At 39.8% G+C, this 24365-nt stretch carries 24 protein-coding genes; 18 read left to right on the forward strand and 6 right to left on the reverse strand.

What is annotated here, in order from left to right:
- Positions 1-26: 26 nt before the first annotated feature.
- The 3 genes from truA to CHU_RS02420 are packed head-to-tail and all read left to right on the forward strand — an operon-like array spanning position 27 to position 2927.
- The gene (truA, locus tag CHU_RS02410) at positions 27-773 is read left to right on the forward strand and encodes a tRNA pseudouridine(38-40) synthase TruA (RefSeq protein ID WP_011583889.1); all 747 of its coding nucleotides are present in this window, start codon (positions 27-29) and stop codon (positions 771-773) included.
- Positions 766-1671 carry an ABC transporter ATP-binding protein gene (locus tag CHU_RS02415; protein WP_011583890.1) on the forward strand — a complete coding sequence of 302 codons (906 nt, stop codon included), beginning with the start codon at positions 766-768 and terminating at the stop codon, positions 1669-1671. The genes truA and CHU_RS02415 overlap by 8 nt, the downstream gene beginning before the upstream one ends.
- A complete protein-coding gene (locus CHU_RS02420) occupies positions 1668-2927 on the forward strand; it encodes an ABC transporter permease (RefSeq protein ID WP_011583891.1) in 1260 nt (419 codons plus the stop codon). The genes CHU_RS02415 and CHU_RS02420 overlap by 4 nt, the downstream gene beginning before the upstream one ends.
- Before the next feature lie 20 nt (positions 2928-2947).
- Here CHU_RS02420 and CHU_RS02425 read toward each other — a convergent pair whose 3' ends face one another.
- Both CHU_RS02425 and CHU_RS02430 read right to left on the reverse strand, forming a co-directional pair.
- Entirely contained in the window at positions 2948-3715 is a 768-nt protein-coding gene (locus CHU_RS02425; RefSeq protein ID WP_011583892.1) for a hypothetical protein, read from the reverse strand.
- Between the two features lie 2 nt (positions 3716-3717).
- Positions 3718-4221, reverse strand: coding sequence for a phosphoribosyltransferase family protein (locus CHU_RS02430; protein WP_011583893.1), 504 nt, complete (start codon positions 4219-4221; stop codon positions 3718-3720).
- Between the two features lie 465 nt (positions 4222-4686).
- Between CHU_RS02430 and CHU_RS02435 the strand changes: the two genes are divergently transcribed.
- The 9 genes from CHU_RS02435 to CHU_RS02475 all read left to right on the forward strand — a co-directional run bounded on the left by CHU_RS02435 (position 4687) and on the right by CHU_RS02475 (position 13702).
- Positions 4687-4929: a type B 50S ribosomal protein L31 gene (locus CHU_RS02435; protein ID WP_011583894.1), complete on the forward strand. Its 243-nt coding sequence runs from the start codon at positions 4687-4689 to the stop codon at positions 4927-4929.
- Positions 4930-5000: 71 nt separating this feature from the next.
- Entirely contained in the window at positions 5001-6170 is a 1170-nt protein-coding gene (locus CHU_RS02440) for a GlmU family protein (RefSeq protein ID WP_011583895.1), read from the forward strand.
- 1 nt (position 6171) lies between these two features.
- Complete coding sequence (locus CHU_RS02445) at positions 6172-7299, forward strand: ATP-binding protein (protein ID WP_011583896.1); 1128 nt, start codon at positions 6172-6174, stop codon at positions 7297-7299.
- Complete coding sequence (hemC, locus tag CHU_RS02450; protein ID WP_011583897.1) at positions 7299-8237, forward strand: hydroxymethylbilane synthase; 939 nt, start codon at positions 7299-7301, stop codon at positions 8235-8237. Before CHU_RS02445 ends, hemC begins: the two co-directional genes overlap by 1 nt.
- 341 nt (positions 8238-8578) lie before the next feature.
- Positions 8579-9229: a peptidylprolyl isomerase gene (locus CHU_RS02455; protein WP_011583898.1), complete on the forward strand. Its 651-nt coding sequence runs from the start codon at positions 8579-8581 to the stop codon at positions 9227-9229.
- A gap of 245 nt (positions 9230-9474) precedes the next feature.
- Positions 9475-10371: an SDR family oxidoreductase gene (locus CHU_RS02460; protein WP_011583899.1), complete on the forward strand. Its 897-nt coding sequence runs from the start codon at positions 9475-9477 to the stop codon at positions 10369-10371.
- 493 nt (positions 10372-10864) lie between these two features.
- Positions 10865-12319, forward strand: coding sequence for an alanine/glycine:cation symporter family protein (locus CHU_RS02465; protein ID WP_049755420.1), 1455 nt, complete (start codon positions 10865-10867; stop codon positions 12317-12319).
- A 17-nt stretch (positions 12320-12336) separates the two neighbouring features.
- Positions 12337-12999, forward strand: a complete 663-nt coding sequence (locus CHU_RS02470) for a ComEA family DNA-binding protein (RefSeq protein WP_011583901.1) — start codon at positions 12337-12339, stop codon at positions 12997-12999.
- Positions 13000-13411: 412 nt separating this feature from the next.
- Positions 13412-13702, forward strand: a complete 291-nt coding sequence (locus CHU_RS02475) for a barstar family protein (RefSeq protein WP_011583902.1) — start codon at positions 13412-13414, stop codon at positions 13700-13702.
- 159 nt (positions 13703-13861) lie between these two features.
- On the opposite strand, the gene CHU_RS19510 is transcribed toward CHU_RS02475, so the two are convergent.
- The gene (locus tag CHU_RS19510) at positions 13862-14035 is read right to left on the reverse strand and encodes a hypothetical protein (protein WP_177254134.1); all 174 of its coding nucleotides are present in this window, start codon (positions 14033-14035) and stop codon (positions 13862-13864) included.
- Between the two features lie 337 nt (positions 14036-14372).
- On the opposite strand from CHU_RS19510, the gene CHU_RS02480 reads away from it, so the two are divergent.
- The 4 genes from CHU_RS02480 to CHU_RS19515 all read left to right on the forward strand — a co-directional run bounded on the left by CHU_RS02480 (position 14373) and on the right by CHU_RS19515 (position 18174).
- Positions 14373-15446, forward strand: coding sequence for a type I restriction endonuclease (locus CHU_RS02480; RefSeq protein WP_011583904.1), 1074 nt, complete (start codon positions 14373-14375; stop codon positions 15444-15446).
- 268 nt (positions 15447-15714) lie between these two features.
- Positions 15715-16743, forward strand: a complete 1029-nt coding sequence (locus CHU_RS02485; protein WP_011583905.1) for a hypothetical protein — start codon at positions 15715-15717, stop codon at positions 16741-16743.
- A gap of 62 nt (positions 16744-16805) precedes the next feature.
- On the forward strand, positions 16806-17693 hold the full coding sequence (locus tag CHU_RS18745) for an HNH endonuclease (RefSeq protein ID WP_011583906.1): 888 nt from the start codon (positions 16806-16808) through the stop codon (positions 17691-17693).
- A gap of 307 nt (positions 17694-18000) precedes the next feature.
- Positions 18001-18174: a hypothetical protein gene (locus tag CHU_RS19515; protein WP_011583907.1), complete on the forward strand. Its 174-nt coding sequence runs from the start codon at positions 18001-18003 to the stop codon at positions 18172-18174.
- A gap of 173 nt (positions 18175-18347) precedes the next feature.
- Here the strand turns inward: CHU_RS19515 and CHU_RS02500 are convergent, their stop codons facing one another.
- Positions 18348-18569 carry a helix-turn-helix domain-containing protein gene (locus CHU_RS02500; RefSeq protein ID WP_041932142.1) on the reverse strand — a complete coding sequence of 74 codons (222 nt, stop codon included), beginning with the start codon at positions 18567-18569 and terminating at the stop codon, positions 18348-18350.
- Between the two features lie 149 nt (positions 18570-18718).
- On the opposite strand from CHU_RS02500, the gene CHU_RS02505 reads away from it, so the two are divergent.
- Positions 18719-19099: a hypothetical protein gene (locus tag CHU_RS02505; RefSeq protein ID WP_011583909.1), complete on the forward strand. Its 381-nt coding sequence runs from the start codon at positions 18719-18721 to the stop codon at positions 19097-19099.
- A gap of 59 nt (positions 19100-19158) precedes the next feature.
- Here the strand turns inward: CHU_RS02505 and CHU_RS02510 are convergent, their stop codons facing one another.
- Complete coding sequence (locus CHU_RS02510; RefSeq protein ID WP_011583910.1) at positions 19159-20997, reverse strand: ABC transporter ATP-binding protein; 1839 nt, start codon at positions 20995-20997, stop codon at positions 19159-19161.
- A 9-nt stretch (positions 20998-21006) separates the two neighbouring features.
- Complete coding sequence (locus tag CHU_RS02515) at positions 21007-22731, reverse strand: capsule assembly Wzi family protein (RefSeq protein ID WP_011583911.1); 1725 nt, start codon at positions 22729-22731, stop codon at positions 21007-21009.
- A 1153-nt stretch (positions 22732-23884) separates the two neighbouring features.
- On the opposite strand from CHU_RS02515, the gene CHU_RS02525 reads away from it, so the two are divergent.
- The gene (locus CHU_RS02525; RefSeq protein ID WP_041932544.1) at positions 23885-24358 is read left to right on the forward strand and encodes a hypothetical protein; all 474 of its coding nucleotides are present in this window, start codon (positions 23885-23887) and stop codon (positions 24356-24358) included.
- Positions 24359-24365 lie beyond the last annotated feature (7 nt).

Consider the following 24365-nt stretch of genomic DNA (forward strand, 5'->3'; position numbering starts at 1 on the left):
ATTGCAGATATAAAAATAATAAAAAATTGAGATATTTTCTGGATATATCGTATCGCGGTGCTAATTATCATGGATGGCAGATACAGGAAAACGCGGTAACGGTACAGGGGGTTTTACAAAAAGCATTGAGCAATGTGCTTGGTGCTAAGATTGATATACTTGGAAGCGGGCGTACAGATACCGGCGTGCATGCTTCTTCGCAGATTGTTCATCTCGATTCTCCCAAAGAAATTGATGCAGCGCTAATCTTCCGGATAAACGGCTACCTGCCAAAGGATATCTGCATTAAATCTGCGCGTTTGGTGCAGGATGATGCTCATGCCCGTTTTGACGCGCTTTCCAGAGCATATGTATATCGCATTACCTTAGTTAAGAATCCGTTTGAAATTGGCCTGGCCTATTATTTTTATCCGCCAATAGAAATTGATCGAATGAATAAAGCAGCAGCAATTTTATTGCAATACGAAGATTTTGAAAGTTTTAGCAAAGTGCATACAGACGTAACCAATTTTAATTGCACCATTTTTCACGCGTATTGGGAACGTAACGGTGACATGCTGTATTTTCATGTGAAAGCCAACCGTTTCCTCCGGGGAATGGTACGCACACTTGTTGGTACCATGCTGGAAGTAGGCAAGGGGCGTATGAGCCTGGATGATTTTGTGCAGATCATTTTAGCAAAAGACAGAAAGCGGGCAGGAATTTCGGCGCCGCCGGAAGCATTGTATTTATCAGAAGTTGAATATCCGGCGGAGGTATATAAGCATGTCTGAGATACTTAAACTGGAAGCGGTTACAAAAATATTTGGCTCCTACACAGCCATTGAGAGCGTATCTCTGTCTCTTAAGAAAAACAGTGTGCTTGGTTTGCTTGGTCCGAATGGCGCGGGAAAAACAACTTTGCTGCGCCTGATTACGCAGATTGTGCTGCCTGATAGCGGACAATTATTTTTTAACGGCGAACAGCTGCAGGAAGCGCACCGCACAAAGATGGGCTACCTGCCTGAAGAGCGCGGCCTGTATCGTAAGATGCGCGTGCAGGAACAATTGATCTACTTCGCGCAACTTCGTGGTTTGTCTCCGCGTGAAGCAAAGCACCAAAGCAGGGACTGGCTGAAGCGTCTTGAAATAGAACACCTGCAGAGTCAGGTACTGGAAACACTTTCAAAAGGTCAGCAGCAGAAGATTCAATTTATTTCAGCAGTAGTGCATCAGCCCGAATTGTTGATTCTGGATGAACCGTTCAGCGGCTTTGATCCGGCAAATGCAGAGGTAATTAAAAAAGAAATTCAGGCATTGCAGCGTTCCGGTACTACCATTATTTATTCTACACACCGCATGGATACAGTAGAAGATGTATGTACAGAACTGGTATTGATCAATCAGGCAAAAATAGTATTGCAGGGAGAACCGCATGCAATACGCAAACAGTTCGATAAAGGCTATATACGGCTGATCTACAGCGGAACCTTGCCCGATTCTGCAAAGGCAGGCATTATAGAGCAGAAACAACTTACGGATGTAAAAGCATCGTATGTACTTTCCTCCGCATTAGATAAAAAGATGTTATTGAGCCTGCTGATTGAGCAGGGAGAGGTACATGCATTTGAAGAATATTTACCAAGCATGTATGAACTGTTTTTAGAACACGTAAACAAACCGATGGTATGAAGCAGATCTGGATTGTTCTGAAACAGGAATATGTGAACCGCATTCAAAAACGTTCGTTCCTTGTACTTACGTTGCTTGGCCCGGTTATATCGCTGTGTATGTTATTGATTCCCGTTTACCTGAGCCTGAATACAACGGAACGTATACATGTGTGGCTGCAATCGCCTGATCAAAATCAGACAGGCGGTAATTATGCAGATGAAACATTTGTTTTTCATCCTGTAAAAAATAACAGCAGTAAAGAAACGGAAGCAGACTTTATGCTGGCGGGCAGGCATGCGGATGTGCTGGTGTATTATTCCGTTGAAGGCAAGCGTGTTGTTGTGTGGGACAAAAAAGGCTTGTCAGCCGCTGAACAGTGGAAACTTAAAAACAAGGTTCAGGATATGTATGCGAAAAGTATTGTTTCCGCCTATCTGCCTCAGCTGGCTGCAGCGCCGGATATGCAGTATATACCTCTGACAGAAGAACCGGAACATACAGATCTGTTTCAGCTGGTTGGTTTATTCTGTGCCATCGTTATTTACTTTTTTATTTTCTATTACGGTGTGCAGGTAATGAAAGGGATTGTTGATGAAAAAGTCAATCGGGTAGTAGAAGTAATCTTATGTTCGGTGAAACCTTTTAACTGGATGATGGGGAAAATACTGGGTATTGCTGCGGTGTGCCTCACACAGTTTGGTTTCTGGGCCTTGATTTATGTGCTTGTCGGTTTGAAATTTCAACAGCGATATGGAAATGCACTTACACAGTTTACGGATAAAAATATGAATGACACACTGCATGTAAGCAAAGATGCCTGGCAGGCACTGGAGTGGAATGTGTTTGCGGAAAGTTTTGCAAGCTTGCCGTTACTGCAGATCGGTGTGTGTTTCTTTGCGTTCTTTATATTGGGATATTTATTGTATGCATCGCTGTTTGCGGCCATTGGAGCGATGACAGATAATGAAACCGATACACAGCAGTTTACCTTTCCAATCACCGCGCCGTTATTTATTACCTTCCTGTTTGCCGGCTTTATTATCAGCGACCCGGATGCACAGCTGTCTGTTGTGCTGTCGTATTTTCCGTTAACGTCCCCCGTAGCCATGATGCTGCGCATTCCTTTCGGTGTTTCGAATTGGGAAATTGCTGCTTCTTTACTGATACTCGCTTCAACATTTGTACTGGCTGTTTACATGGCTGCACAGGTATTTAAGCGTGGTGTGCTGCAGTATGGAAAAGCGATGGGGTGGAAGGATATTTTAGGATTTTAAAAAGCAATTTTACTTCACATTTACCGGATCGGATAAAGGGCTTTAGAATCCTCAACATGATACCAGGGAATATTAAATAAACCTTTTTGTTGGTCAATGTATATAGTGTAATCAATATTGTAAGCATCATACCGTTTTCTTGAAACAGATATGTCTTCGGTATATTTATGATTTCCCCACGGAGCAATCGTGAAATGATATGTATCCGGATAATCGCCTCCGCCTCCAGAATATTTATCAAGGATGCTTGTCCTAAAACGTTGAGGCGATGATGAATCAAACAGACAATTAATACCAAAAGTTATGCCATAGCTATAGATCAAAATCCATATAGCAATAAAAAAGTAGGATACTATCTGTAGTTTTAATTTTTTTATTATGTGTGTTAAGATAAAAATAGCCGAAAAAAATAAAAAAACCATCCCAACATGTTTTATTAAGATGTAATAATTTTCGCATTCGAAATTTTTATAAGCGCTCAATGCTAATATAATGGCACATGGCACAATATTGCCAGGTACAGAATTTTGTTCACCTATATCTTGATTTGGATCTCTATTTATATAGCTATCAAAGGTTATATTTTCTTTAAAAATTGTAATAATAATACCTAGTATTGGTATACATGCTAAAATGCAAAACAATTCTTTAAAAAAAGGATAAGGAAAGATGAAAAGCCATATTGAAACAATGAAACTAATTCCATTGAGCCAATCCACCACGTTTTCAGGCAGCCAATCTTTGATTTTTAAGAGAAATGTTCTGAAATAATATATCAGATAACTCATATTTAACTCAGATACACACCCATTTCCTTCGAAGAAAGATTAACCTCAACGTGTTCATTCAGGGTAGTAGCCATTACATAGCCCACAAAATCAGCGGAGATCGGGAAGGTGTGGTGGCCACGGTCTACAATGAAAGCCGTCTGAATACGCTTCACCCGGATATTTAAAAAAGGTTTTAAGCTGTAGGCAATCGTACGGCCTGTGCTTAATACATCATCTACGATAATGATGCATTTGTTTTTTAATGTCTTAACATCCACATCCAGCGTCACTTCACTTTGAGAAGGAGCCTGCTTATCCAGCGTTACTTTGATCAGCACGGTTTGTGTAGAAGAAATAGACTTAAATTCTTTTTCCAGCAACTTGGCTACAGAATAACCACGATCATAAATACCGGCAAAAACGATTTCTTTTTCTTTAAAGTTCTGTTCCAGAATTTCGTATGCAATACGTTTGATGCGCTGCTGAATTTGTTTCTTCGTTAAAATAAGATTCTTCTCTGCCATGGATTTTATGCTTAAAGGACAAATATAAAGAATGGATGTTAGAAATTATGAATTATATCATTCATATACCAGTCACATAAATGTGACGGCAATGAAGCGCGACTTCTCTTAATTTAAGTACTGACGCGCTTCATTGCCGTTAGCTTTAGCTAATGGTTTAAAAAAATTACAGGAGAATGCTTGCCCAGCGAGATGTAACCAAACACTACTAAATCTAAACAAACCAGTCTGGATCCTGCCGATTAGAATACGCTCTGATATAACTACCTATACACCATCTTTTTTACTCATATTCAGCTTTTTAACCGAAATTCGGATAATTTATCCGTTATTTTTTGCTGTCTTGGGAATATTCCGTATTTTTGTCGTCCGATTCATTAAGTGAACGGAAAGAAAATGATCTGTAAGCGCGTGCTTCTGGCTGCATTTTCAGTTAAAAAGAAAGAAAAATTAAACAATACGATCATGAAACAAGGTATTCACCCAGATTATAGAGAAGTTGTATTTCACGACATGTCTGCGGATGTAAAATTCATCAGCCGTTCTACTATCAAAACTGGCGATACAATCACAATGGAAGATGGTAAATCTTACCCATTAGTTAAATTGGAAGTTAGTTCTGCTTCTCACCCTTTCTACACTGGTCAGAAAATGTTCTTGGATACTGCAGGACGTGTTGAAAAATTCAACAAACGTTACAAAAAATAATATTTCTCCCCATTCACAGGGAATTAAAGTCTTTTCAATGGAAATTGGAAAGACTTTTTTATTTTTGGTATATGAATATTCTATTCTTTGATGAGCCGGGTGTCCGGAAGGCATTATTGCCTTTAACCTTTACACGACCAACGGCAGAGTTGCGCATAGGAATTTATACCATCCGTGAAAAATGGCAGCAATATTTTTTAAACGCACACTGCTACTTTCAGACAGAAACCTATTTACAGGGAAAATATCCGTCTGTTGAATCCGCGGAATACGTAATCAACGGTTCGGTTTGTCCGAACGAACACCTGGTTGGTGAGATCCTGAAATTACAAGAAGGCGAAGGACTGGTATACCAGGGAATGATACTGGCATCAAAGGGGATATTAAAAAAGCACATCGATTATTTTCAGGAAGTGCTGGTTATCCGTCAGCTAAGCGATCTGTTCACGCATAACGGTGCGGAGATCCGCAGTGATTTCAATCTGATTACAAAAGACAGAACAAGCTGTGCCATTGAAGACAAACATACCATTGTATATAATCCGTCTAATATATTTATTGAAAACGGCGTAAAGATCCGCGCGGCTATTATTAATGCAGAAGATGGTCCCGTATATATCGGAAAAGATGCAGAGATCCAGGAAGGTGCGATCATTAAAGGACCGTTTGCAGCATGCCAGGGAGCGGTTGTTGCCATGGGGTCAAAGATGCGTGGTGACAATACACTTGGTCCGTATTGCAAAGTTGGCGGTGAAGTGAGTAATACCATCTTCATTGGCTACAGCAACAAAGTACATGATGGTTTCATCGGTAACTCGGTGATTGGTGAGTGGTGCAATCTGGCAGCAGGTACTAATGTTTCCAACCTTAAAAATAATTACTCGTCCATCAAAGTACATTCCTATGTACATGATGAACTGGAAGATACCGGCAAAATATTTCATGGATTGATCATGGGCGATTACTCGCGGTGCGGGATCAACGCCATGTTCAATACCGGCAGTGTTGTTGGCGTATCGTGCAATATTTACGATGCAGCCTTTCCGCCTAAATTTATTCCTTCCTTTGCCTGGGGCTCTGCAGCAGGCTTTACAGAGTTCCGTCTGGAAGAAGCATGTGATGTGGCGAAAAAAGGAATGGCACGAAGAAAAGTAGAATTAAGCGGCGATGATATTTCAATCCTGAAACACATTTTTCAGGCAGAAGCTCCGCAACGTTCAGTAGTATTAAAAACGAAGTAAGATGCAATTCTCAGAGATCCCCGGTTTACAGGAAGTAAAAACAACGCTGGTTAATTCGGTTACGAATAATCACGTGGCACACGCACAGCTTTTTGCAGGTGTTGAAGGCTCTGCCGCACTGCCGCTGGCATTGGCGTATGCAACCTATGTGAACTGCCTGGAGAAAGCAGACGGAGACTCGTGCGGAAAATGTTCTTCCTGCAGTAAATACAATAAACTTATTCACCCAGATCTGCATATAATCTTTCCGGTAACAACCAACAAAAAGATTACCAAAGATGCGTCCAGCGAAGTGTTTTTCCCGGAATGGCGGGAAACATTTTTAGCAAATCCATTCTTTACCTTCAACGACTGGATGGAAGTGATCGATGGCGAAAACAAACAGCTTCTGATCAATGTAGAAGAAAGCCGTACGGTTGTTAAGAAAATATCCATGAAAGCTTTTGAGGCAGAATATAAAGTAGTCATTATCTGGCTGCCTGAAACCATGCGTGCAGAAGGCGCTAACGCCTTACTGAAGTCGCTGGAAGAACCACCTGCCAAAACATTGTTTTTGCTGATTACAGCCAAACAGGAAAAATTATTAACGACGATTATTTCGCGTACGCAACGTGTGCAGGTGCGTTTATTTAATGATGCCGAAATCAGACAGTATTTGATTCAGCATAGAAATATAAGTGAGGCGCAGGCCAAACGTGTAACGTATCTGGCAGATGGAAACATGCGCGAAGCCATACAGCTGTTATCCGAAGAAGATCAGGATCACGAATCCAAGATCCGTGATTGGTTCAGAGCATGCTTTGGTTCCAAGCTGCAGGATATGATCCGCATGTCAGACGAATTCGGGTCATTGCCGAGAGAATTACAAAAATCGCTGCTGCAATATGGTCTTGGTATTTTCAGAGATAGTTTAATGTATAAAGAAGTAGGTACAGACCTGCTTCGGGTGGATGAAGAAAGCAGCGATGATATGGTGCAGAAGTTCAGTAATGTGATCGACTTTCAAAAAGTAGTGAGCCTTTCTCAGGTATTGAATGAAGCACATGCAGAGATCGAACGAAACATAAATTCGAAAATGGTATTCATGGATACTTCTTTTCAGATGAATAAAATTTTCAAACAGAAATAATGAATAAGACCGTTCGGATTGGAACACGCGGCAGTAAGCTTGCTTTGTGGCAGGCAGAACATGTGGCGGCTTGTTTACAGACAAAGGGGTTAGAACCGCAAATTGTAATCATAGATACAACAGGCGATAAAATTTTAGATCAGTCTTTATCTAAGATCGGGTCGAAAGGCTTGTTTACCGAAGAGCTGGAAGAACAGCTGCATGCCGGCACGATTGATATCGCGGTGCACAGTGCCAAAGATCTGCAGACGCATTTAAAAGGCGGTATGTACATTCTTGCCATCACCGAACGTGAACTGGTCAATGATGTATTGGTGAGTCACAAGCCGATTGATACATTAAAGAATAATCCAGATCTTATTATCGGAACATCTTCGACACGCAGAAGAGCCTTGCTGCGGAAATTTTATCCGCAGGCAAAGATGGTTGATATGCGCGGTAACCTGCAGACACGTATCCGTAAGATGGAAGAAGGGGCGTGCGACGCCATGCTGCTCGCCTATGCCGGTATGCACCGAATGGGTTATGATTCGCTGATTAAAGAAAAACTTTCGCTGGAAGAATTTATTCCGGCAGCCGGACAAGGCACGCTGGCGATAGAAGCAGCTTCAACCTTAGATAAAGAAAAGGCAGCGGTTATCCGTGCCGTATTGAATGATGCGGCAACAGAGACTGCTGTGTCAGCGGAACGCGCATTTCTGCGTACACTGGAAGGCGGCTGCAGCATTCCGGTATTTGCATTGGCTGTTGAACGCGATACAGATTATCTGTTAACAGGTGGTATTGTAAGTTTAGACGGAACGAAATACCTGCGAAAAGAAATCCGTTTTACCGCAGCCGATGCAGAGCAACGCGGCGTGGAATTAGCAACGGTACTGCTGAAGGATGGAGCAGATGAGATTCTGGCGGAAATTAAAAAAGGATTGAGCAAAAGCTGATAAGTGTAGCGTTTAGGGTGTAAAGTGTAATCGTATGTGAGATAATACTTTTGCTCTTTTTCTGATGACCTCAGCAAAACAATTTCTTTTAACCCTATTCGCTTTTGCTGTCGTTTGAACAAGTGGTTGGTAGTTTACGCAAATGAATGACACAACCTTTTATCTAATGCCCTTGCGTAAACATACCGAACCACGGCATGTTTTTCGTAGAAATTTCGCCGTGGTTCGGTATGTTTAAGTGGACATGCTTTTAATTAAAGCATGAATACTTGTTTCACTTAAACTGCCAACCACTTATGGAAATATGTAACCGATACACTTTACACTTTAGACTATACACTATGAAATATATGAAACAACTACTTTTAACCCTATTCGCTTTTGTATCCTTATTTACAATGCAGGCGCAAACCGCAACAGCACCAGTTCTTCCCAAAGAAGATTATGTCGTAACGATTTCTACATCGTATGGCAATATTGTGTTATTGTTATATGATCAGACGCCGTTGCATAAAAAGAATTTTATTGATCTGGCTCAGAAACATTTTTATGATGGCACTACCTTTCACCGGGTGATTCTTGATTTTATGATTCAGGGTGGAGATCCGAATTCAAAAGATTCAATCACCAGCAACGATGGTATTGGTGGTCCGGGATATACCATTCCGGCAGAATTCAATCCGAACCTGAAACATGATAAAGGCGCATTGGCGGCGGCACGTATGGGAGATGAGGCTAATCCGCAGCGCGCATCCAGCGGCTCTCAGTTTTACATTGTTCAGAATAAAAAGGGAACACCATTCCTGGATAACAGTTATACGGTGTTCGGACAAACCATCAGCGGCTTTGATGTGATCGATAAGATCGCACAGGTACAGGTGGATGGTGCAAGCAGACCGCTAAAAAATGTACCGATGAAGGTTACGGCTGTTAAAATGAAAACAAAGAAGATCATTAAGCTGTATGACTGCGAATGGTTTTATAAGGTGTAACGCATAAGGCGGAATGCCTAATGCCTGAGCCGAGATTCATTTATTTATTTGCTCAATTAAGAAAGAAAAATAATTACTAATCATTGGACAAGCCTTTAGCCTAAAGCCTCTATCCCCGGTCTGTGGCACACAGAACGGAATGTGCGGTCTGTGTGCCACAGATCGGGGAATAGCTCAATAAAGAAAGAAAAATAATTATTAATCATTGAACAAGCCTTAGGCTTTTAGCCTCAAGCCTTACGCTTATGAAAATATTAATCACCGGCAGTAACGGTTTACTTGGACAGAAGCTGGTTTCATTACTATACCTGAAACCGGAAATCACATTAATCGCTACGGCACGTGGCGCTAACCGCGATGAGATCTACGAAGATTATATCTACGAATCCATGGATATAACTTCAGAAGAAAATGTGTTAAAGGTATTCCGGAAACATAAGCCGGATGCAGTTATTCATACGGCAGCGATGACACACGTAGACCAATGTGAGCTGAACAAAGAAGCTTGTGTGGATCAGAACATCACCTCAGTAAAACATATTGTAAAAGCATGTAAAGAGGTTGGCGCATTTCTATTGCATGTATCTACCGATTTTATTTTTGACGGAACACGCGGGCCGCTTACCGAAGAAGAAATACCAAACCCGGTCAACTACTATGGCTGGACCAAGTGGGAAGCAGAGAAAGCGGTTGAGAACTCCGGACTGAAATGGGCGATTGCACGTACCGTATTGGTGTTTGGTGTGGTGCAGGATATGAGCCGCAGCAACATTGTGTTGTGGGTGAAAAATAATCTCGAACAGAAAAAAGAGATCAACGTTGTAAACGATCAGTGGCGCACACCAACATTAGCTGAGGATCTGGCGATGGGCTGCTGGCTGATTGTTAAAAATCAGGCGGAAGGCATCTTTAATATTTCCGGCGAAGAAATGCTAAGCCCGTACGAACTTGCACATAAAGTTGCCGATGTATGGAAGCTGGATAAAGGATTGATCAAACAAGCCGATTCATCCACCTTTACACAACCTGCTCTGCGTCCGCCCAAAACAGGTTTTATCATCGACAAAGCAAAAAAACAATTGGGCTACAAACCACACACATTAGAAGAAGGACTGGACCTGCTGAAAGAACAACTAACGTAGGGGCGAATTGCATTCGCCCCTACGTTAACCGGGCGAATGCAATTCGCCCATACGTTCCTACGTTCACGCCCCTACGCAGCCTCAAGAAGTGTTCGGGCGTAAAATTTTATACACATCATTTTAGAACCTGTTTTTTTGAAAAACAGTCTTTTTTAGATCAACTGCCTTTATTTTTAAACCTTGTGTCTGAAAAAAGAATGTCAATACATGGATTTTACCTTAAAATCGTTAACAAAGGTTAAACTTTTTTGCTTGTAATGTATTCATTTGCAGGAGATTAATTCGGTAAATTGTTTGCATATAGAAATTCTTTCTGCTAGTTTTACAGTAATATAATGAAGTACCTGAAAGGGGAAACATTTTTGAACATGTCTTACATAGCCAACTTTTGTTCGTTTAGTTGGCGAATAAGTTGATAAAAGGGTTAAGAGTGGTGCTAGTTACACCACTCTTTTTTTTGTATCCTATTCAAATTCTCCCTTATCTTTATACAATGGAAGAAACACAAAGCCTGGATGCCGCTATCAATGCGTTTATCAGTCCGGTCTCCGATTTTATTACGTCAATTATTTTTTATTCGATTCCGGTTTCGGGTGTTGAAGTACCCTTGATTGTATTGTGGCTTATTACCGCTGGTTTGTTTTTCTTTTTTTATCTCAAAGCAATTAATGTTACACGCCTTTGGCTGGCTATCAATATTGTCCGCGGAAAATATGATGAACCCGATTCGAAAGGCGAGGTCAATCATTTTCAGGCCCTGGCTACAGCGTTGTCGGGTACGGTTGGTTTAGGTAATATTTCCGGCGTTGCTGTTGCGATTACCCTGGGCGGGCCGGGTGCTACGTTCTGGATGATTGTTGCAGGTTTCTTTGGTATGATGACAAAGTTTGCAGAATGCACCTTAGGCGTAAAATACCGTCAGGTAAGTGCAGACGGTATTGTGTCGGGCGGACCGATGTATTTTCTGCGCGACGGATTGAAAGCAAAAGGTTTTCCGGTATTGGGAAAAGTGCTTGCCGTATTGTTTGCTGTCATGTGTATCGGCGGCGCATTGGGCGGCGGCAACATGTTCCAGAGCAATCAGGTAACGGCGCAGCTGGTAGCAGAAACAGGCGGCAGCGCAAGCTGGTTCGCAAACAACCTGTGGTTGCCCGGGTTGATCTTGAGTTTACTCGTAGGCAGTGTGATCATTGGCGGATTAAAATCCATTGCACATGTAACCGAAAAAATTGTTCCCTTTATGTGTGCCTTATATGTAGCGGCTTGCCTGTATATCATCTTTGCAGCCTACGATAAAATTCCACAGACTTTTTTACTGATCATGAATGGGGCCTTCCATGCAGATGCCATGTATGGCGGTGTGCTGGGTGTGCTGATCACCGGTTTCCGGAGAGCGTCTTTTTCAAATGAAGCAGGTGTCGGTTCTGCCTCCATTGCGCATTCGGCGGTGAAGACCAATGAACCCGTTACAGAAGGGCTTGTATCTTTGCTGGAACCGTTTCTGGATACGATTGTGATCTGCACCATGACGGCGGTAGTGATTGTGATTACAGGCGCGTATCATGATGTAGGCAAAGACGGCATCACGCTTACCTCGCATGCATTCTCCAGTACCGTAAACTGGTTTCATTACATTCTTTCCATCAGTGTCTTTCTGTTTGCTTTCGCCACGATGATTTCCTGGTCGTATTATGGTTTGAAGTCGTGGGGGTATCTGTTTGGTGCCGGCAAGACTTCCGAACTGATCTATAAATGTATGTATTGCTTTTTTATCATCGTAGGGTCATCCATGAGCCTTACGAAAGTAGTAGACTTTTCAGATGCCATGATTTTTTCCATGAGCATTTTTAACATCATTGGTTTGTACCTGCTGGCGGGGGAGCTTAAGCAGGACATGAATCAGTACTTACATAAAATCGATACCGGAATTATCAAGAAACAACCGTAACTTTCAACTTTTTATTTATGTCTTTTCAGTCAGCTAAACACGCTAGCGGTTCCAGCAACCGTGAAGCAAAAGGTTTTTTATTTCTCATTTTTATTCTGATCACACCATTTTTACTGCAGTATGGCTATCGCTATCTGTTCTACACACCACAGCAGCCGGATCTTTCAACGATTCAGCTATTGACAGATTCCTGCGAATCCACAGCGACAGATGGTCCGTATACAAAATATTCAAAAGAAGGAAAAAGTACGAAGTGGAAAAAACCGCTTGCAACAAAAGACACCCGGCGCGGCAAACAGAAGATGGTTGATCTTAACACCGCTGATTCTTCAGCGCTGGAGGCCCTGCCTGGGATTGGTCCGGCGTTTGCGAAACGCATCATTAAATACCGGACACTGCTGGGCGGGTATGTAAAAGCAGAACAGCTGAAAGAAGTGTATGGCATGCCTGAAGAAACATATGTAAAAATTAAACCGCTGTGTACGTTGAGTATAGCTGCGGTGAAAAAGATTCCCGGAGATTCGCTGTGGCTGCTGCCGTATAAATTTTATCATCCCTATCTGAGCAAAGAGCTGAAGGCTGCCATTGTGCAGAAGAAAAAAACGCCGTATGATGCGGATGTCTTGCGTGTGCTGTTGAAGAGTAGTGATGAGCGGTTGGAATGGTATCTGGTGTATTGAAATGTCTGAACTATGATTCAGCTGATTCAATTGATTAACCTGAATCGTTTCTGTTTTTGTTGCGAGATCTTTTGTTTCATTCAGCGATTCTGAAATTTAATACTATCTTTTTGTTATTGGATATACGACCCCGGTAGGGGTCACATATATATAGAGCAACTACATAACCTAAACCTACGCACGATCCCACAGGGATCGCAATGGGCGGTTGATTTATGAAATAGATTTGAATGCTGATTGCGCTCTTCGAGCGCGTACGTCTTTATTCTTAGGTTATCTTTACTACAGATATTTGACCCCTGCCGGGGTCAGTACGGAGATCGATAGTGTAGTTTTAATTAATATAGTCATTTAATGTCTTTGCAGGTAAAAAGCATTTTACATTTCTGCATTAAATGAATAACTTGTCTGTATGGAACAGATCATTGTAATCAACGGTAATAACTTCTCGGACGAGGAAGGTTTTTATAACGAAGTAGATAAGGTATTAACAAAAAATCTGGACTGGAAAACAGGGCATAATCTGAATGCCTTTAATGACCTGCTGCACGGCGGTTTCGGTGTACACAACTACGAAGAGCCGATCTCGCTGAAATGGGTGAATTTTGCGAAGAGTCAGAAAGAGTTAGGCGAAGAATTTACCGATACGGTTATGGATATTATCCTGAGTCACGAGCATGTGGAGTTTCTGATGGAGGAATGAATTATGGTCCGCCGCGGCGGAATGAATTATGAATTATGAATTATGAATCCATTTTCCTAGAGGTAATTAATCAGACCATTTATACATGTGCTTAATAGCACAACTAAGACTTTACATTCATAATTATGAATTTATTCCGCCGCGGCGGATCATAATTAATTACAGTTCTTTAAACGTGGTGCCTGCCGCCAGTACAATGAAACCGGTAAGCAATAAGGGATAGCTGTATTCGCTCAGCACATCCACGTGTGCATAGTGGCCGATGATGCCTAAGATCCCACAGGTTAGGCCAATGATCCAGGTAATTTTTTTAGGTGAAGAAGGTGTGCTCATACGGTTGATTGGTTTAGTTGTCTCTAAAGATAGGGGTATTCGGGAAGGATGCAAGGGGCGGAGTTGCTGAGGACTTTTAAGTAGATAAGTATTCATTTAATTTCAGGAAGCAGATAAGCAACTCATTTTTTGGATCCTGTATTCGGGTAAATATGACTTTAATCATTTTTTATTAAATATAATTGGATTAAAATTAAAATTACTTGTTTAGAATAGTTCAATTTCATATGTTGTGACATTAAATTTTTAATTTGACTATCAGTTAATTAAAGATTTTTGAATTTAAGATGTCTAGACATCGGAATATTTTATGTTTAACTTTTAATATTTTATAACAATGGATTTTAAAGATCAAATTCATCAGCTTGGTACCAAAGTTGAAAAGATGTTGCCTCAAATACAGACGGAAGAAGCAACGAAAAATGCTTTAATCATGCCTTTTATTCAAATTCTTGGTTATGATGTTTTCAATCCCTTTGAAGTTAACCCGGAGTTTATTGCTGACATTGGCATTAAAAAAGGCGAAAAGGTAGATTACGCTATTATGAAAGATGGTCAGCCTATTATTCTTATTGAATGTAAACATCACAATGAAAAGTTAGATCCACACAATTCCCAATTGTTCCGCTATTTTCACACAACCAAAGCAAAATTTGGTTTACTCACAAATGGCTTAAACTATCGCTTCTACACTGATTTAGTTGAACAAAATAAAATGGATGAGAAACCATTTTTCGAATTCAACATTGCTGATATGAAAGAAGTAGAAGTTTTGGAGTTGAAGAAATTTCATAAATCATATTTTGATGTTGAGGCTGTAACTAATACGGCAAGTGAATTAAAGTATTCGAATGAAATTAAAAACATCATGTCGAATGAATTAAAAATACCAAGCGAAGCTTTCGTTAAATTTTTTGTTAGCCAGGTATATCATGGTAGAGCTACAGATAAAGTAATGACACAGTTTGTGGAGATTGTGCGAAAATCTGTCAATCAATTTATTTCAGATATGATTAGCGATCGTTTAAAGTCTGCGTTAGATAAAGAGATTACAAAAGAAGCAGAGCAAGCTATCGAACAAGTAACTACTGAAACTATGGCTAAGCAAACAGAAACAACAGAAGAAGAAAAAGAAGCATTCTTAATTGTTAAAGCGATTCTTAGAAAGAAGACCGATGTGAACCGAATTTTTGGTAGAGATACGCAATCCTATTATGGGATTTTATTGGATGATAGCAATCGTAAAATAATCTGCAGGCTTTGGTTGAACGGATCTAAAAAATACATCAGTTTTTTAGATGAAGCCAAAAAGGATATCAAACACGAACTTGTAAAATTAGATGACCTCTACAATTTTACGGATCAACTTCTACAGGCTGTCGAAAGTTATGAGGTAGAGGTTGTTAAATAGTGGTTATTTTAAAAAGAGTATGGAACAAAAGAGTAAATGGTTAATTGCATTTGTATGTATTTTGTGCCTTGCTTTTCAAGCAGCATCGCCTATGGTATTGATATGTATAAGCCCTACGTCTTATGCATATCATAGTGATTACTGTCAGGGATTAAATAAATGTACGCATGAAGTAATTCGCGTTACTAAAGATGATGCAATTAATAAACATGGAAAATATAAAGCTTGTGGGTATTGTTATTAAAGTATTAAAAATTCTAAATTAAATATGAAGAGTATAATTATTTGTTTTTTTATATCGGTTTTATCTATAGAATCTTTCTCACAGTTACAACCTGTTGATATAACAGAAAGAACTTTTAAAATTGCTGGAATGTCTTCTGAAGAATTATATTTTGGGTTTCAAGAAGGTGATCAAATTGTTTTTACATTTTTAGAAATTGATAATAAGCCTTTAAAAGAAGTTGAAATAATTGAAATGCCGTCATCTTCTAAATATATGGAATATGAAACAAGAGGATTTTCGAATAAGACAGTTAACGTTTCAAAAAAATCAATTTATAAATTTCCGTTTTATAATTCTGCGATATCTGGAAGAGTTTGTAAAATAAAAATCCAAAGAATACCATCTAGTGAAGAGTTTAAAAATTTTAATACAAACGTTATATGGAAAACATTATATGATACTGTTCATTATATAGTTCAAGAACGCTATTTATTTAAGATAGATACGACTTTGGTAAATGTTTGCGATCAAATGGCATCAGTACATTCTTCTACAGTTATGAGTGGTACACCGAGTAGGAATATTGTAGATTTTATTTTACCAGCAAATACAATAAGTTTTTCTTACTATATAGGAGTCGATGAAGCAGGAAAGAAAGCATATGATGAAGCAAATCAAAAATTTTTAAATTCGACTTCACAACATGTAGGGAAAATACCTCCATATGGACCATTAGTAGCTTTAGCATTAGATGGTGCATCTTTTTTTACTAGTACAGCTATCGGTGAAAATGTTAAATACCATTTTTTGTCAGATTATAATAGCGCACAAAATTTTATGTATGGGCTTAGTTTTTTTCAATATAAACAGGGAGATGTAGTAAGTGATCAAGGAAGATTGAGTTTTCCTAATCAAGCAGGAAGATACTATATTGGTCTTTATAATGACAATATAAAACAGGGTATAAATGTAAATGTAAAAATAATTGCAGTAACAGTAGTAAATATTTATTCAACTAGAGACGTTGCAAAATACAAAGTGACATCTAAGGATATTGCTTATCATGAGTAATATGTAATAACATTGTTATTAAGCTTTCTTTATATTTAAAGCTTTAACTTAATTATTCAATAATGACACAACCATTTATTCCTGAACAAGAATATAAACGTACAGATCTACATAAGCAATATGGTGGAAATGCTCAGAGCGGGATATCTAACTGTGCGAATTATCCTTATATATTTATTTTTTCAGGAGTTACAGGAAAACAGCATGGTTATAAAGATGGATGGGAAAATCCTAATGTATTTGAATATACTGGTGAAGGACAAATGGGAGATATGTCTTTTACAAGAGGAAATTTAGCTTTAAGAGATCATATTGATAATGGGAAACAAGTTTTTCTTTTTCAATATCAACGTTCAGGTATCGTAAAGTATATTTGTGAATTAGAATTTTATGATACTGATTATTTTCCGACACATGACTCAAGTAAACAACTACGTGTAGGTATACGGTTTTTTCTTAAAAGAAAAGGCGCAATTTTACCATCAGTTAAAGAATTGAATCAAAGTACTGATTTTCTAGCAGCAGAATCGATTCCATTTTATGGAATCGATTCAATAAAAGAAACAAGTCGTAAGGGTGAGGTAAATTTGCGTGTTGGGCAGGGAGCATATCGGAAAAGTATTATTCATCACTGGCAATATAAGTGTGCGGTTACAGGTTTTGATAAATTAAATCTTTTAAATGCATCACACATTCATCCATGGAAAGATGCAACTGATAAAGAGCGATTAGATGTTAATAACGGCATTTTACTTTCTCCAACCTATGATGCGCTGTTTGACAAACACTTAATAAGTTTTGAAAATGATGGAAAAATTATTCTTTCAGATACAATTCATTTTTCTGCGTATCAAAAAATCGGAGTAACAGGGAAAGAAAAAATTAAAGAGCTTAATAGCAATAGTATATTGTACATTGAAAAACATCGTCATTTGCTTTTAAAATATTAGTTTCTATTTAAATCCCTTAAAAAAATCATTCAAAGTAATCTCATGAATATCCAGTAGTCGTATCAAACTTGCGAGCGTCATATTTTTTCCATTCTCATGATCACCATAGCCTGAACGAGGCAAATTATGATCAAAAGCAAACTGTTCGTAGGAAGTGTAGCCCTTTTTTTAATCCGTAAATCCATTATTCCGACCAACCTTTTCCAGTCTTGAGTCTAAAGCTTCATTTTTAGCCTTTTCCATATATTATTTTTTATGAAAGGTCATAAAAAACTTATTAAAATTTACCCATCTGATCTTTGCAAAAATGGAAATTGCAAAAGAGCATGAAGATCTGCTCTTTAATTGGTATGAAGATTCTGTGTATACGTTGTTTAATACGGATCTGAATACATTCAGAAAACATGAGCTGTATTTAGCCACGTGCCTGTATGAAGTACTTGAAGCAAAGAAAAACACCTGCAAACGAATCTTCTTATAAAACCTAAAAAGAGATTTGCTTTTTTTAAGTAGTTAGGATTTAAGCAGTCAGATAATCAGTAGATGCGGGTGTTGTTATATATAATGCTTGGTGCCTCTTGAGAGATTGTATGTATATAACTGTTGAGGCGGTAACACAGTCCACGGGCGAATGCAATTCGCCCTTACAAAGCCTTACACATCCAGCAGGTCCTTTGGTTCAACCCCAAGCGTTTCTGCCAGTACCAGCAGTGTTGCGAGCGTACAGTTCAGGTCGCCGTTCTCTAACCGCACAATCTGGCTGCGCGAAATTCCGGATTCGTCACTTAAAGCATACTGAGAAAGACCCTTTGCTTCACGCAAGGTTTTGATTTTTTTACCTATGGTCTTTAAAAAATGCTCTTTCGTCAGTGACATGATCAAAAATCGATAGATTTATGCATTTTAATAGTACTATATATAGGACTATTAAAATTTGATTTGTATCTTTCGGTTACAAATATGTAAGGCATGTGTTATGCATTTTTTTTCATCACTGCCTATTGTTCGTTTTAGTTATCTAGTCTATGGAAAAAAACACCACACATCGTAAGGAGACAATTATCCTGCTGCTGGCAGACATGCGCAATCACCGGTTAATCGAAGGATTGCAATCGGTTGGATTAAATACCGAAAAATTTTATACCAATTTTACGGATCTGGTACTTGAAAAAATGGGCTTCGAGGATTATGCAGATAGGGAACTCAGTGCCTGGTATGAAGAAATGATGCTGCAGACCATTCACAAAGAATTGCATTATTATATTTTTCATGAACGCCAGCTCGCAGAAAAATTATACGATCTGATCGAATTGAAAAGAGAAAAAATGTATGCAGATAAAACCCCGCCGTCATCGTTGCGCGTAGTATGGGGCGGTTTATTTAAAAAATGGATGACGGGACAGTAGGGGGCTGGCTGCGCCAGACTTTTTTTTCAAAGGGGCTGGCGCCGCCAGCCCCTACCGCGTTATTCGATGATCATGCCGCCGGTTTCGCTGGCGTGCTGGTGTAATTTGTAATAGATGCCTTCCTGCGCCAGCAATTGTTCGTGGGTGCCTTGTTCTTTGATCTGGCCTTTGTCCAGTACAAGGATCATATCGGCGTGACGGATGGTGCTTAAACGGTGTGCAATAACAATGGACGTACGGTCTTTCATTAAATAATTTAATGCTTCCTGTACCAGTTTTTCAGATTCATTATCAAGGGCAGATGTTGCTTCATCTAAAATTAAGATGTCCGGATTTTTTAATACCGCACGGGCAATGCTTAAACGCTGACGCTGTCCGCCTGATAATTTAGAACCGCGCTCGCCGATAGAAGTCTGATATCCCTTTTCGGTACGGATGATAAATTCATGCGCATTGGCAATACGTGCTGCGCGTTCAACATCTTCCTGTGTAATGTTCGGCAGACCAAAAGCAATGTTGTTAAAAATAGTATCGTTAAATAAAATCGATTCCTGCGTTACAATACCAATGTACGAACGTAAGGAATTCAGTGTATAGTCTTTGATATTGACACCGTCAATTTCTACGCTGCCTGTTGCCGGGTCATAGAATCTCGGAATGAGGTCGACTAAGGTAGATTTACCGCCGCCGCTTGGTCCCACAAGTGCAATCAATTTTCCTTTTGGTATGTCAATGGAAATATGTTTCAATACTTCATGTTCTTCATATTTAAAGCCAATGTTCTTCAGGCTTACACCCGTAGTGAATGCAGAGAGTGTTTTTGCCGATGGAGTATCCTCAATAGATACCGGATGATCCAGGATGTCAAAAATCCGGTCGCCGGCTGCAATGCCGCGCTGGATGGATGTAATGGAAGAGGCAAGACTTTTTACCGGTTCAAGTATTTTGTAGAAGCAGATAATAAATAAGAAAAAGGTACTTGCTTCCATTTTTCCGGAGAATACAAGATTGCCTCCGATATATAAGATGATCGCAACGATGGTAACGCCCATGAATTCTGTTAACGGAGAAGCAAGTTCTCTTTTATTACCCATGGAGTTTGTCAGATCTGCATATTTTTTCCCCTGATCATTAAACCGATTAATGACAAATTTTTCGGCAATAAATCCTTTGATGATACGAATGCCACTAATGGATTCATCGATCAGCGACAGGATATGCCCAACGGAGCGTTGACTTTCTTCGGATTCTTTTTTTAATTTTTTACCAATGATGGAAACGCCCAAACCTGCTATTGGCAGGATCAGCAGCGTAAAAAGCATTAATTCCCACTGGATCATTAACAGCGTAATAAAATAAATAACCAGGTTGAACGGATCTCTGAAAAATACCTGTAAGGCACCGATCACGGAGTTTTCTATTTCACCTAAATCATTTGTCATACGCGACATCAGATCGCCTTTGCGCTGATTGGTAAAATAACCTACATCCAGCTTCACTACCTTATCAAACATACGTTCGCGCATGTTATAAATAACCGTTGCACGCAAACGGGTATTGATGAGCTGCGAAAAATATTTAAAGATGTTGGTAAGAAAATTTGTACTGATCAGAAAAAGCGCAATGAATATCAACGTTGTACTTTTGCCATATTCCTGAATCAAGGATGCGGTGTAATAATCCAGAATACCTTTGAAATAATCAATATTAAAACCTGGTACCGGTTTCGTTAAATTTTCCAGGGATTTTGTTGCATTGAATAATAAGTCCAGAATGGGCATTAAGAATGCAAAGTTCACCAGGCCAAAGAGGGTGGAAGCCATTGCGAAAATAAAATAGGGAACGGCAAACCTTGGATAAGGCTTGGCAAACGCGAGTATTCGGTTAAATGTTTTCATTGAACGGTATTAGAATTCGTAGGTGCGGGGCTGAATGTTTAATCGTACGCCGCAGGAGATGTAATTGGTTGTCTGGTTGCGCGAAGCGAGTTCGCTGTCTTGTTTCCGGTATATATACGTCAAATCTACGAATAAATTATGACGAACCTGATAGCTTGCCTGTGCGCTTAAGAACAGAATATTGGTACGGATGCCCTGAGCGATTTTATTGTTGTAGGTATTTGCTTCCGCAATAGGCGTATAACTTTTGAAGATGTTTCCGCCATTGTTGTTCTGCACATCGTTTTTGGTTGTGGTGCTGTCGTCTCCCAGGATCGTATAAAATACTTTAGCCTGCAGCATTAAGCGGGGTAAAGGCTGATAACGGGCAATACCGATAAACTCTGTAAAGTTTGCGCCCATCGGGTGGGCAAGCGGCTGATTGTATTGCGTGTAGCTGGTATAGTAATTCGCGTGCTGGTACATATATGGCCGCACAATATTTGTTTCAGCTTGCAAGTCCAGATTTTTTATGCCCAGTGCATTGAAATACTTCAGCCCAAGCTGCAGCGCCTGTTTATTAGCCCACCAGCCGGTTTGGTTTTTAACTTCCTGGAAGATCATTTCATCGATCACGATCTGTCCGTAGAAAGAAAAATGTTTTAAGAAATTGTATTTAAAATCAATCCCGAGAATGGAGTTGTCGCTGCTGCCGTTTGCCTGCTCAATGGAACGGTAGAAGAGCACCGGGTTCAGATAACCGATGTCAAAAGTACCTTGTCTGGTAGAGTCTGCACGGCCAAACACAATGGATTCAAACAAACCGATGTTAAGGTTCTTGCCGATGTTCAGTGATAAATGGTGGAAAGCAGTATATTTTTTAGGATACAATTCATTTGCTCCGTGTGCATCTGCGGTCATTTGCGCAAAGATGTTCTGGTATTGCAATTTCCAGACACGTGTATTCAATTTCATAAACGTATATGGTGCGCCGGCATCCGAGAGCACCAGGGATCGATAGCCATTCCCGATGAAATTTTTATCATAGCCAAACTGCATGTCTATGTATTTTTTTACCAGTTCGAACGTGATGTAACCGCGGCCGGTGATAAAATCATATCCATTGGTTTTGAAAAATTTTGAAAAGGCTTCATACGGAACAATTGGCGTTGGTGAACCTTCGGGTGTATAATAGGCTGCTTTATCGTTTACATAATTCGGAAATGCTCCCTGGTTATCTGCGAAGAAGGTGTAAAAACCTACGCGGTTCGCGATCCGTCCGCGGATCTCAATACCTCTGGTGTTGGTAAAGGTATAGTTGCGCTGTGTATTACCGGCGCCGTTGCCGCCCTGGAAATACAATACAGGGTTCACATGCAGGTCAAAGTCTTTTATATTGACAGAATAGGCATCGGCTTGTTTTTCGTAGAAATATTTCAACAGGGGCTTTTTCGAAGCTGCTGCGCTGCTGTTCGACCATTCCCAGGAATCAATGTTGAAATAATTGATGTTAAAACTATCCGCTTTTGTTTGGATGGTTTCTGTGGGCAATGAATCAATAAATTGAATGGTGTGAGCTCTGTTATAAGGTTTTAGAGAACTGTGTATGGCCGGGTCAATGCGTCCGCTTAACACCTCATACCGGTCTGTAAGATGGTAAGCGCCTGTATTTAAGGGGATATAGGTACTTTGTGCTTTTGATTGGAATTGCAAAAGAACAGCCAGGATACTGAAAAAAGTAATGGTACGAATCATTTTTTATAGGATGAGTGGTGCAAATATAGGGCATTAATGTTGAATGCATTTATTCTCTTGACAGTTCTTTTACGGTTGGCTGCAGCCAGATGGTAAGAAACCATAATAACCTTATTTTACTCCAGGGTCCGGCACGTTTGCGCCTGAGCAATACTTGATTGTGCGTAGTTGTTTATTGCGCAAACTGGCAAGCCTCTTTTAACCGTTGACTAAAGCCAACGGTAATGAAGCGAGGCCTCTCTTAAATTGATCAGGAACGTTTTTACGGGGTCCGATAGCTTATAGCCAGTGACCGGTAGCTTACTTAAGAAACCATGATACATATTTTTTATTCCGTTGTACGCAAACTGGCAAGCCTCTTTTAACCGTTGACTAAAGCCAACGGTAATGAAGCGAGGCCTCTCTTGATTGATCAGGAACGTTTTTACGGGGTCCGATAGCTTATAGCCAGTGACCGGCAGTTTACTTAAGAAACCATAATACATATTTTTTATTCGGTTGCGCGTAAACGCTCCAACCCTCTTTTAACCGTTGACTAAAGCCAACGGTTAAAAGAGGCCTATCTTGATTGATCAGGAAGGTTTTTTATGCGGTCCGATGGCTTATAGCCAGTGGACGGCAGTTTACTTAAGAAACCATAATACATATTTTTTATTCCGTTGTACGCAAACTGGCAACCCTCTTTTAACCGTTGACTAAAGCCAACGGTAATGAAGCGAGGCCTCTCTTGATTGATCAGGAAGGTTTTTTTTTGCGGCACGATGGCTTATAGCCAGTGGCCGGCAGTTTACTTAAGAAACCCTAATACATATTTTTTATTCGGTTGCGCGTAAACGCGCCAACCCTCTTTTAACCGTTGACTAAAGCCAACGGTTAAAAGAGGCCTATCTTGATTGATCAGGAAGGTTTTTTTGCGGTCCGATGGCTTATAGGCAGTGGCTGGCAGTTTACTTAAGAAACTATAATACATATTTTTTATTCGTTTGTACGTAGACGTGCCAACCGCGGCCAAGAATCTTTTAACGGATTATTCAAATTTTAATATTGTTTGGTACTGTTTTTAAGGTAGATAAGCTTCTTATCATCGATCCGGCGTGCAAAAGCAATTGATTATTCGTTCGTATTTATGGGCATTTGGGCTTATATTTGTCCTATGTTAGAAAAAGCAATACAGTATGTAACTGTCATATTAGTAAGTTCCGCTAAGTTTGGATTTGCGCCATTCATAGGGAAAGCTTTTTCGCTCAGCAACTGGGAAATCATTATTCTGATGGTAATCGGAATGATGCTTACCGTGGTACTGCTGACGACTTTACTGGGTGATTTATTTTATGGTTTTTTAAAAAGAACGCTTTTTAAAAACCGCAAAACATTTTCCCCTAAAACCAGAAATATTGTACGTGTGTGGAACAAAAGAGGTTTGATCGGCGTTGCTTTCCTTACACCGGTACTCTTTTCGCCTATTGGCGGCGCTTTAATAGCCATATCTTTTGGTGAACACAAAAAGAAAATTATCCTCTACATGTTTTTAAGCGCGTGTTTCTGGGCGCCCTTAACGGTATTGTTTATGGATCAACTCATTCAGTTTGTTTCTTCTTTCATAGATTTCAAACAATTATTCAAATAAGCACCTT

The sequence above is a fragment of the Cytophaga hutchinsonii ATCC 33406 genome (assembly GCF_000014145.1).
Lineage (GTDB): Bacteria > Bacteroidota > Bacteroidia > Cytophagales > Cytophagaceae > Cytophaga > Cytophaga hutchinsonii.

Coding starts and splice junctions, on each gene's coding strand:
- CHU_RS02465 (WP_049755420.1), top strand. CDS start 10,865: ATGGAAGAAACACAAAGCCTGGATGCCGCTATCAATGCGTTTATCAGT.
- CHU_RS02480 (WP_011583904.1), top strand. CDS start 14,373: ATGGATTTTAAAGATCAAATTCATCAGCTTGGTACCAAAGTTGAAAAG.
- CHU_RS02430 (WP_011583893.1), bottom strand. CDS start 4,221: ATGGCAGAGAAGAATCTTATTTTAACGAAGAAACAAATTCAGCAGCGC.
- CHU_RS02425 (WP_011583892.1), bottom strand. CDS start 3,715: ATGAGTTATCTGATATATTATTTCAGAACATTTCTCTTAAAAATCAAA.
- CHU_RS19510 (WP_177254134.1), bottom strand. CDS start 14,035: ATGAGCACACCTTCTTCACCTAAAAAAATTACCTGGATCATTGGCCTA.
- CHU_RS19515 (WP_011583907.1), top strand. CDS start 18,001: ATGGAAATTGCAAAAGAGCATGAAGATCTGCTCTTTAATTGGTATGAA.
- CHU_RS02505 (WP_011583909.1), top strand. CDS start 18,719: ATGGAAAAAAACACCACACATCGTAAGGAGACAATTATCCTGCTGCTG.
- CHU_RS02415 (WP_011583890.1), top strand. CDS start 766: ATGTCTGAGATACTTAAACTGGAAGCGGTTACAAAAATATTTGGCTCC.
- CHU_RS02510 (WP_011583910.1), bottom strand. CDS start 20,997: ATGAAAACATTTAACCGAATACTCGCGTTTGCCAAGCCTTATCCAAGG.
- CHU_RS02445 (WP_011583896.1), top strand. CDS start 6,172: ATGCAATTCTCAGAGATCCCCGGTTTACAGGAAGTAAAAACAACGCTG.
- CHU_RS02515 (WP_011583911.1), bottom strand. CDS start 22,731: ATGATTCGTACCATTACTTTTTTCAGTATCCTGGCTGTTCTTTTGCAA.
- CHU_RS02455 (WP_011583898.1), top strand. CDS start 8,579: ATGAAATATATGAAACAACTACTTTTAACCCTATTCGCTTTTGTATCC.
- CHU_RS02525 (WP_041932544.1), top strand. CDS start 23,885: ATGTTAGAAAAAGCAATACAGTATGTAACTGTCATATTAGTAAGTTCC.
- CHU_RS02440 (WP_011583895.1), top strand. CDS start 5,001: ATGAATATTCTATTCTTTGATGAGCCGGGTGTCCGGAAGGCATTATTG.
- CHU_RS02435 (WP_011583894.1), top strand. CDS start 4,687: ATGAAACAAGGTATTCACCCAGATTATAGAGAAGTTGTATTTCACGAC.
- CHU_RS02460 (WP_011583899.1), top strand. CDS start 9,475: ATGAAAATATTAATCACCGGCAGTAACGGTTTACTTGGACAGAAGCTG.
- CHU_RS02420 (WP_011583891.1), top strand. CDS start 1,668: ATGAAGCAGATCTGGATTGTTCTGAAACAGGAATATGTGAACCGCATT.
- CHU_RS02470 (WP_011583901.1), top strand. CDS start 12,337: ATGTCTTTTCAGTCAGCTAAACACGCTAGCGGTTCCAGCAACCGTGAA.
- hemC (WP_011583897.1), top strand. CDS start 7,299: ATGAATAAGACCGTTCGGATTGGAACACGCGGCAGTAAGCTTGCTTTG.
- CHU_RS02500 (WP_041932142.1), bottom strand. CDS start 18,569: ATGTCACTGACGAAAGAGCATTTTTTAAAGACCATAGGTAAAAAAATC.
- CHU_RS02475 (WP_011583902.1), top strand. CDS start 13,412: ATGGAACAGATCATTGTAATCAACGGTAATAACTTCTCGGACGAGGAA.
- CHU_RS18745 (WP_011583906.1), top strand. CDS start 16,806: ATGACACAACCATTTATTCCTGAACAAGAATATAAACGTACAGATCTA.
- CHU_RS02485 (WP_011583905.1), top strand. CDS start 15,715: ATGAAGAGTATAATTATTTGTTTTTTTATATCGGTTTTATCTATAGAA.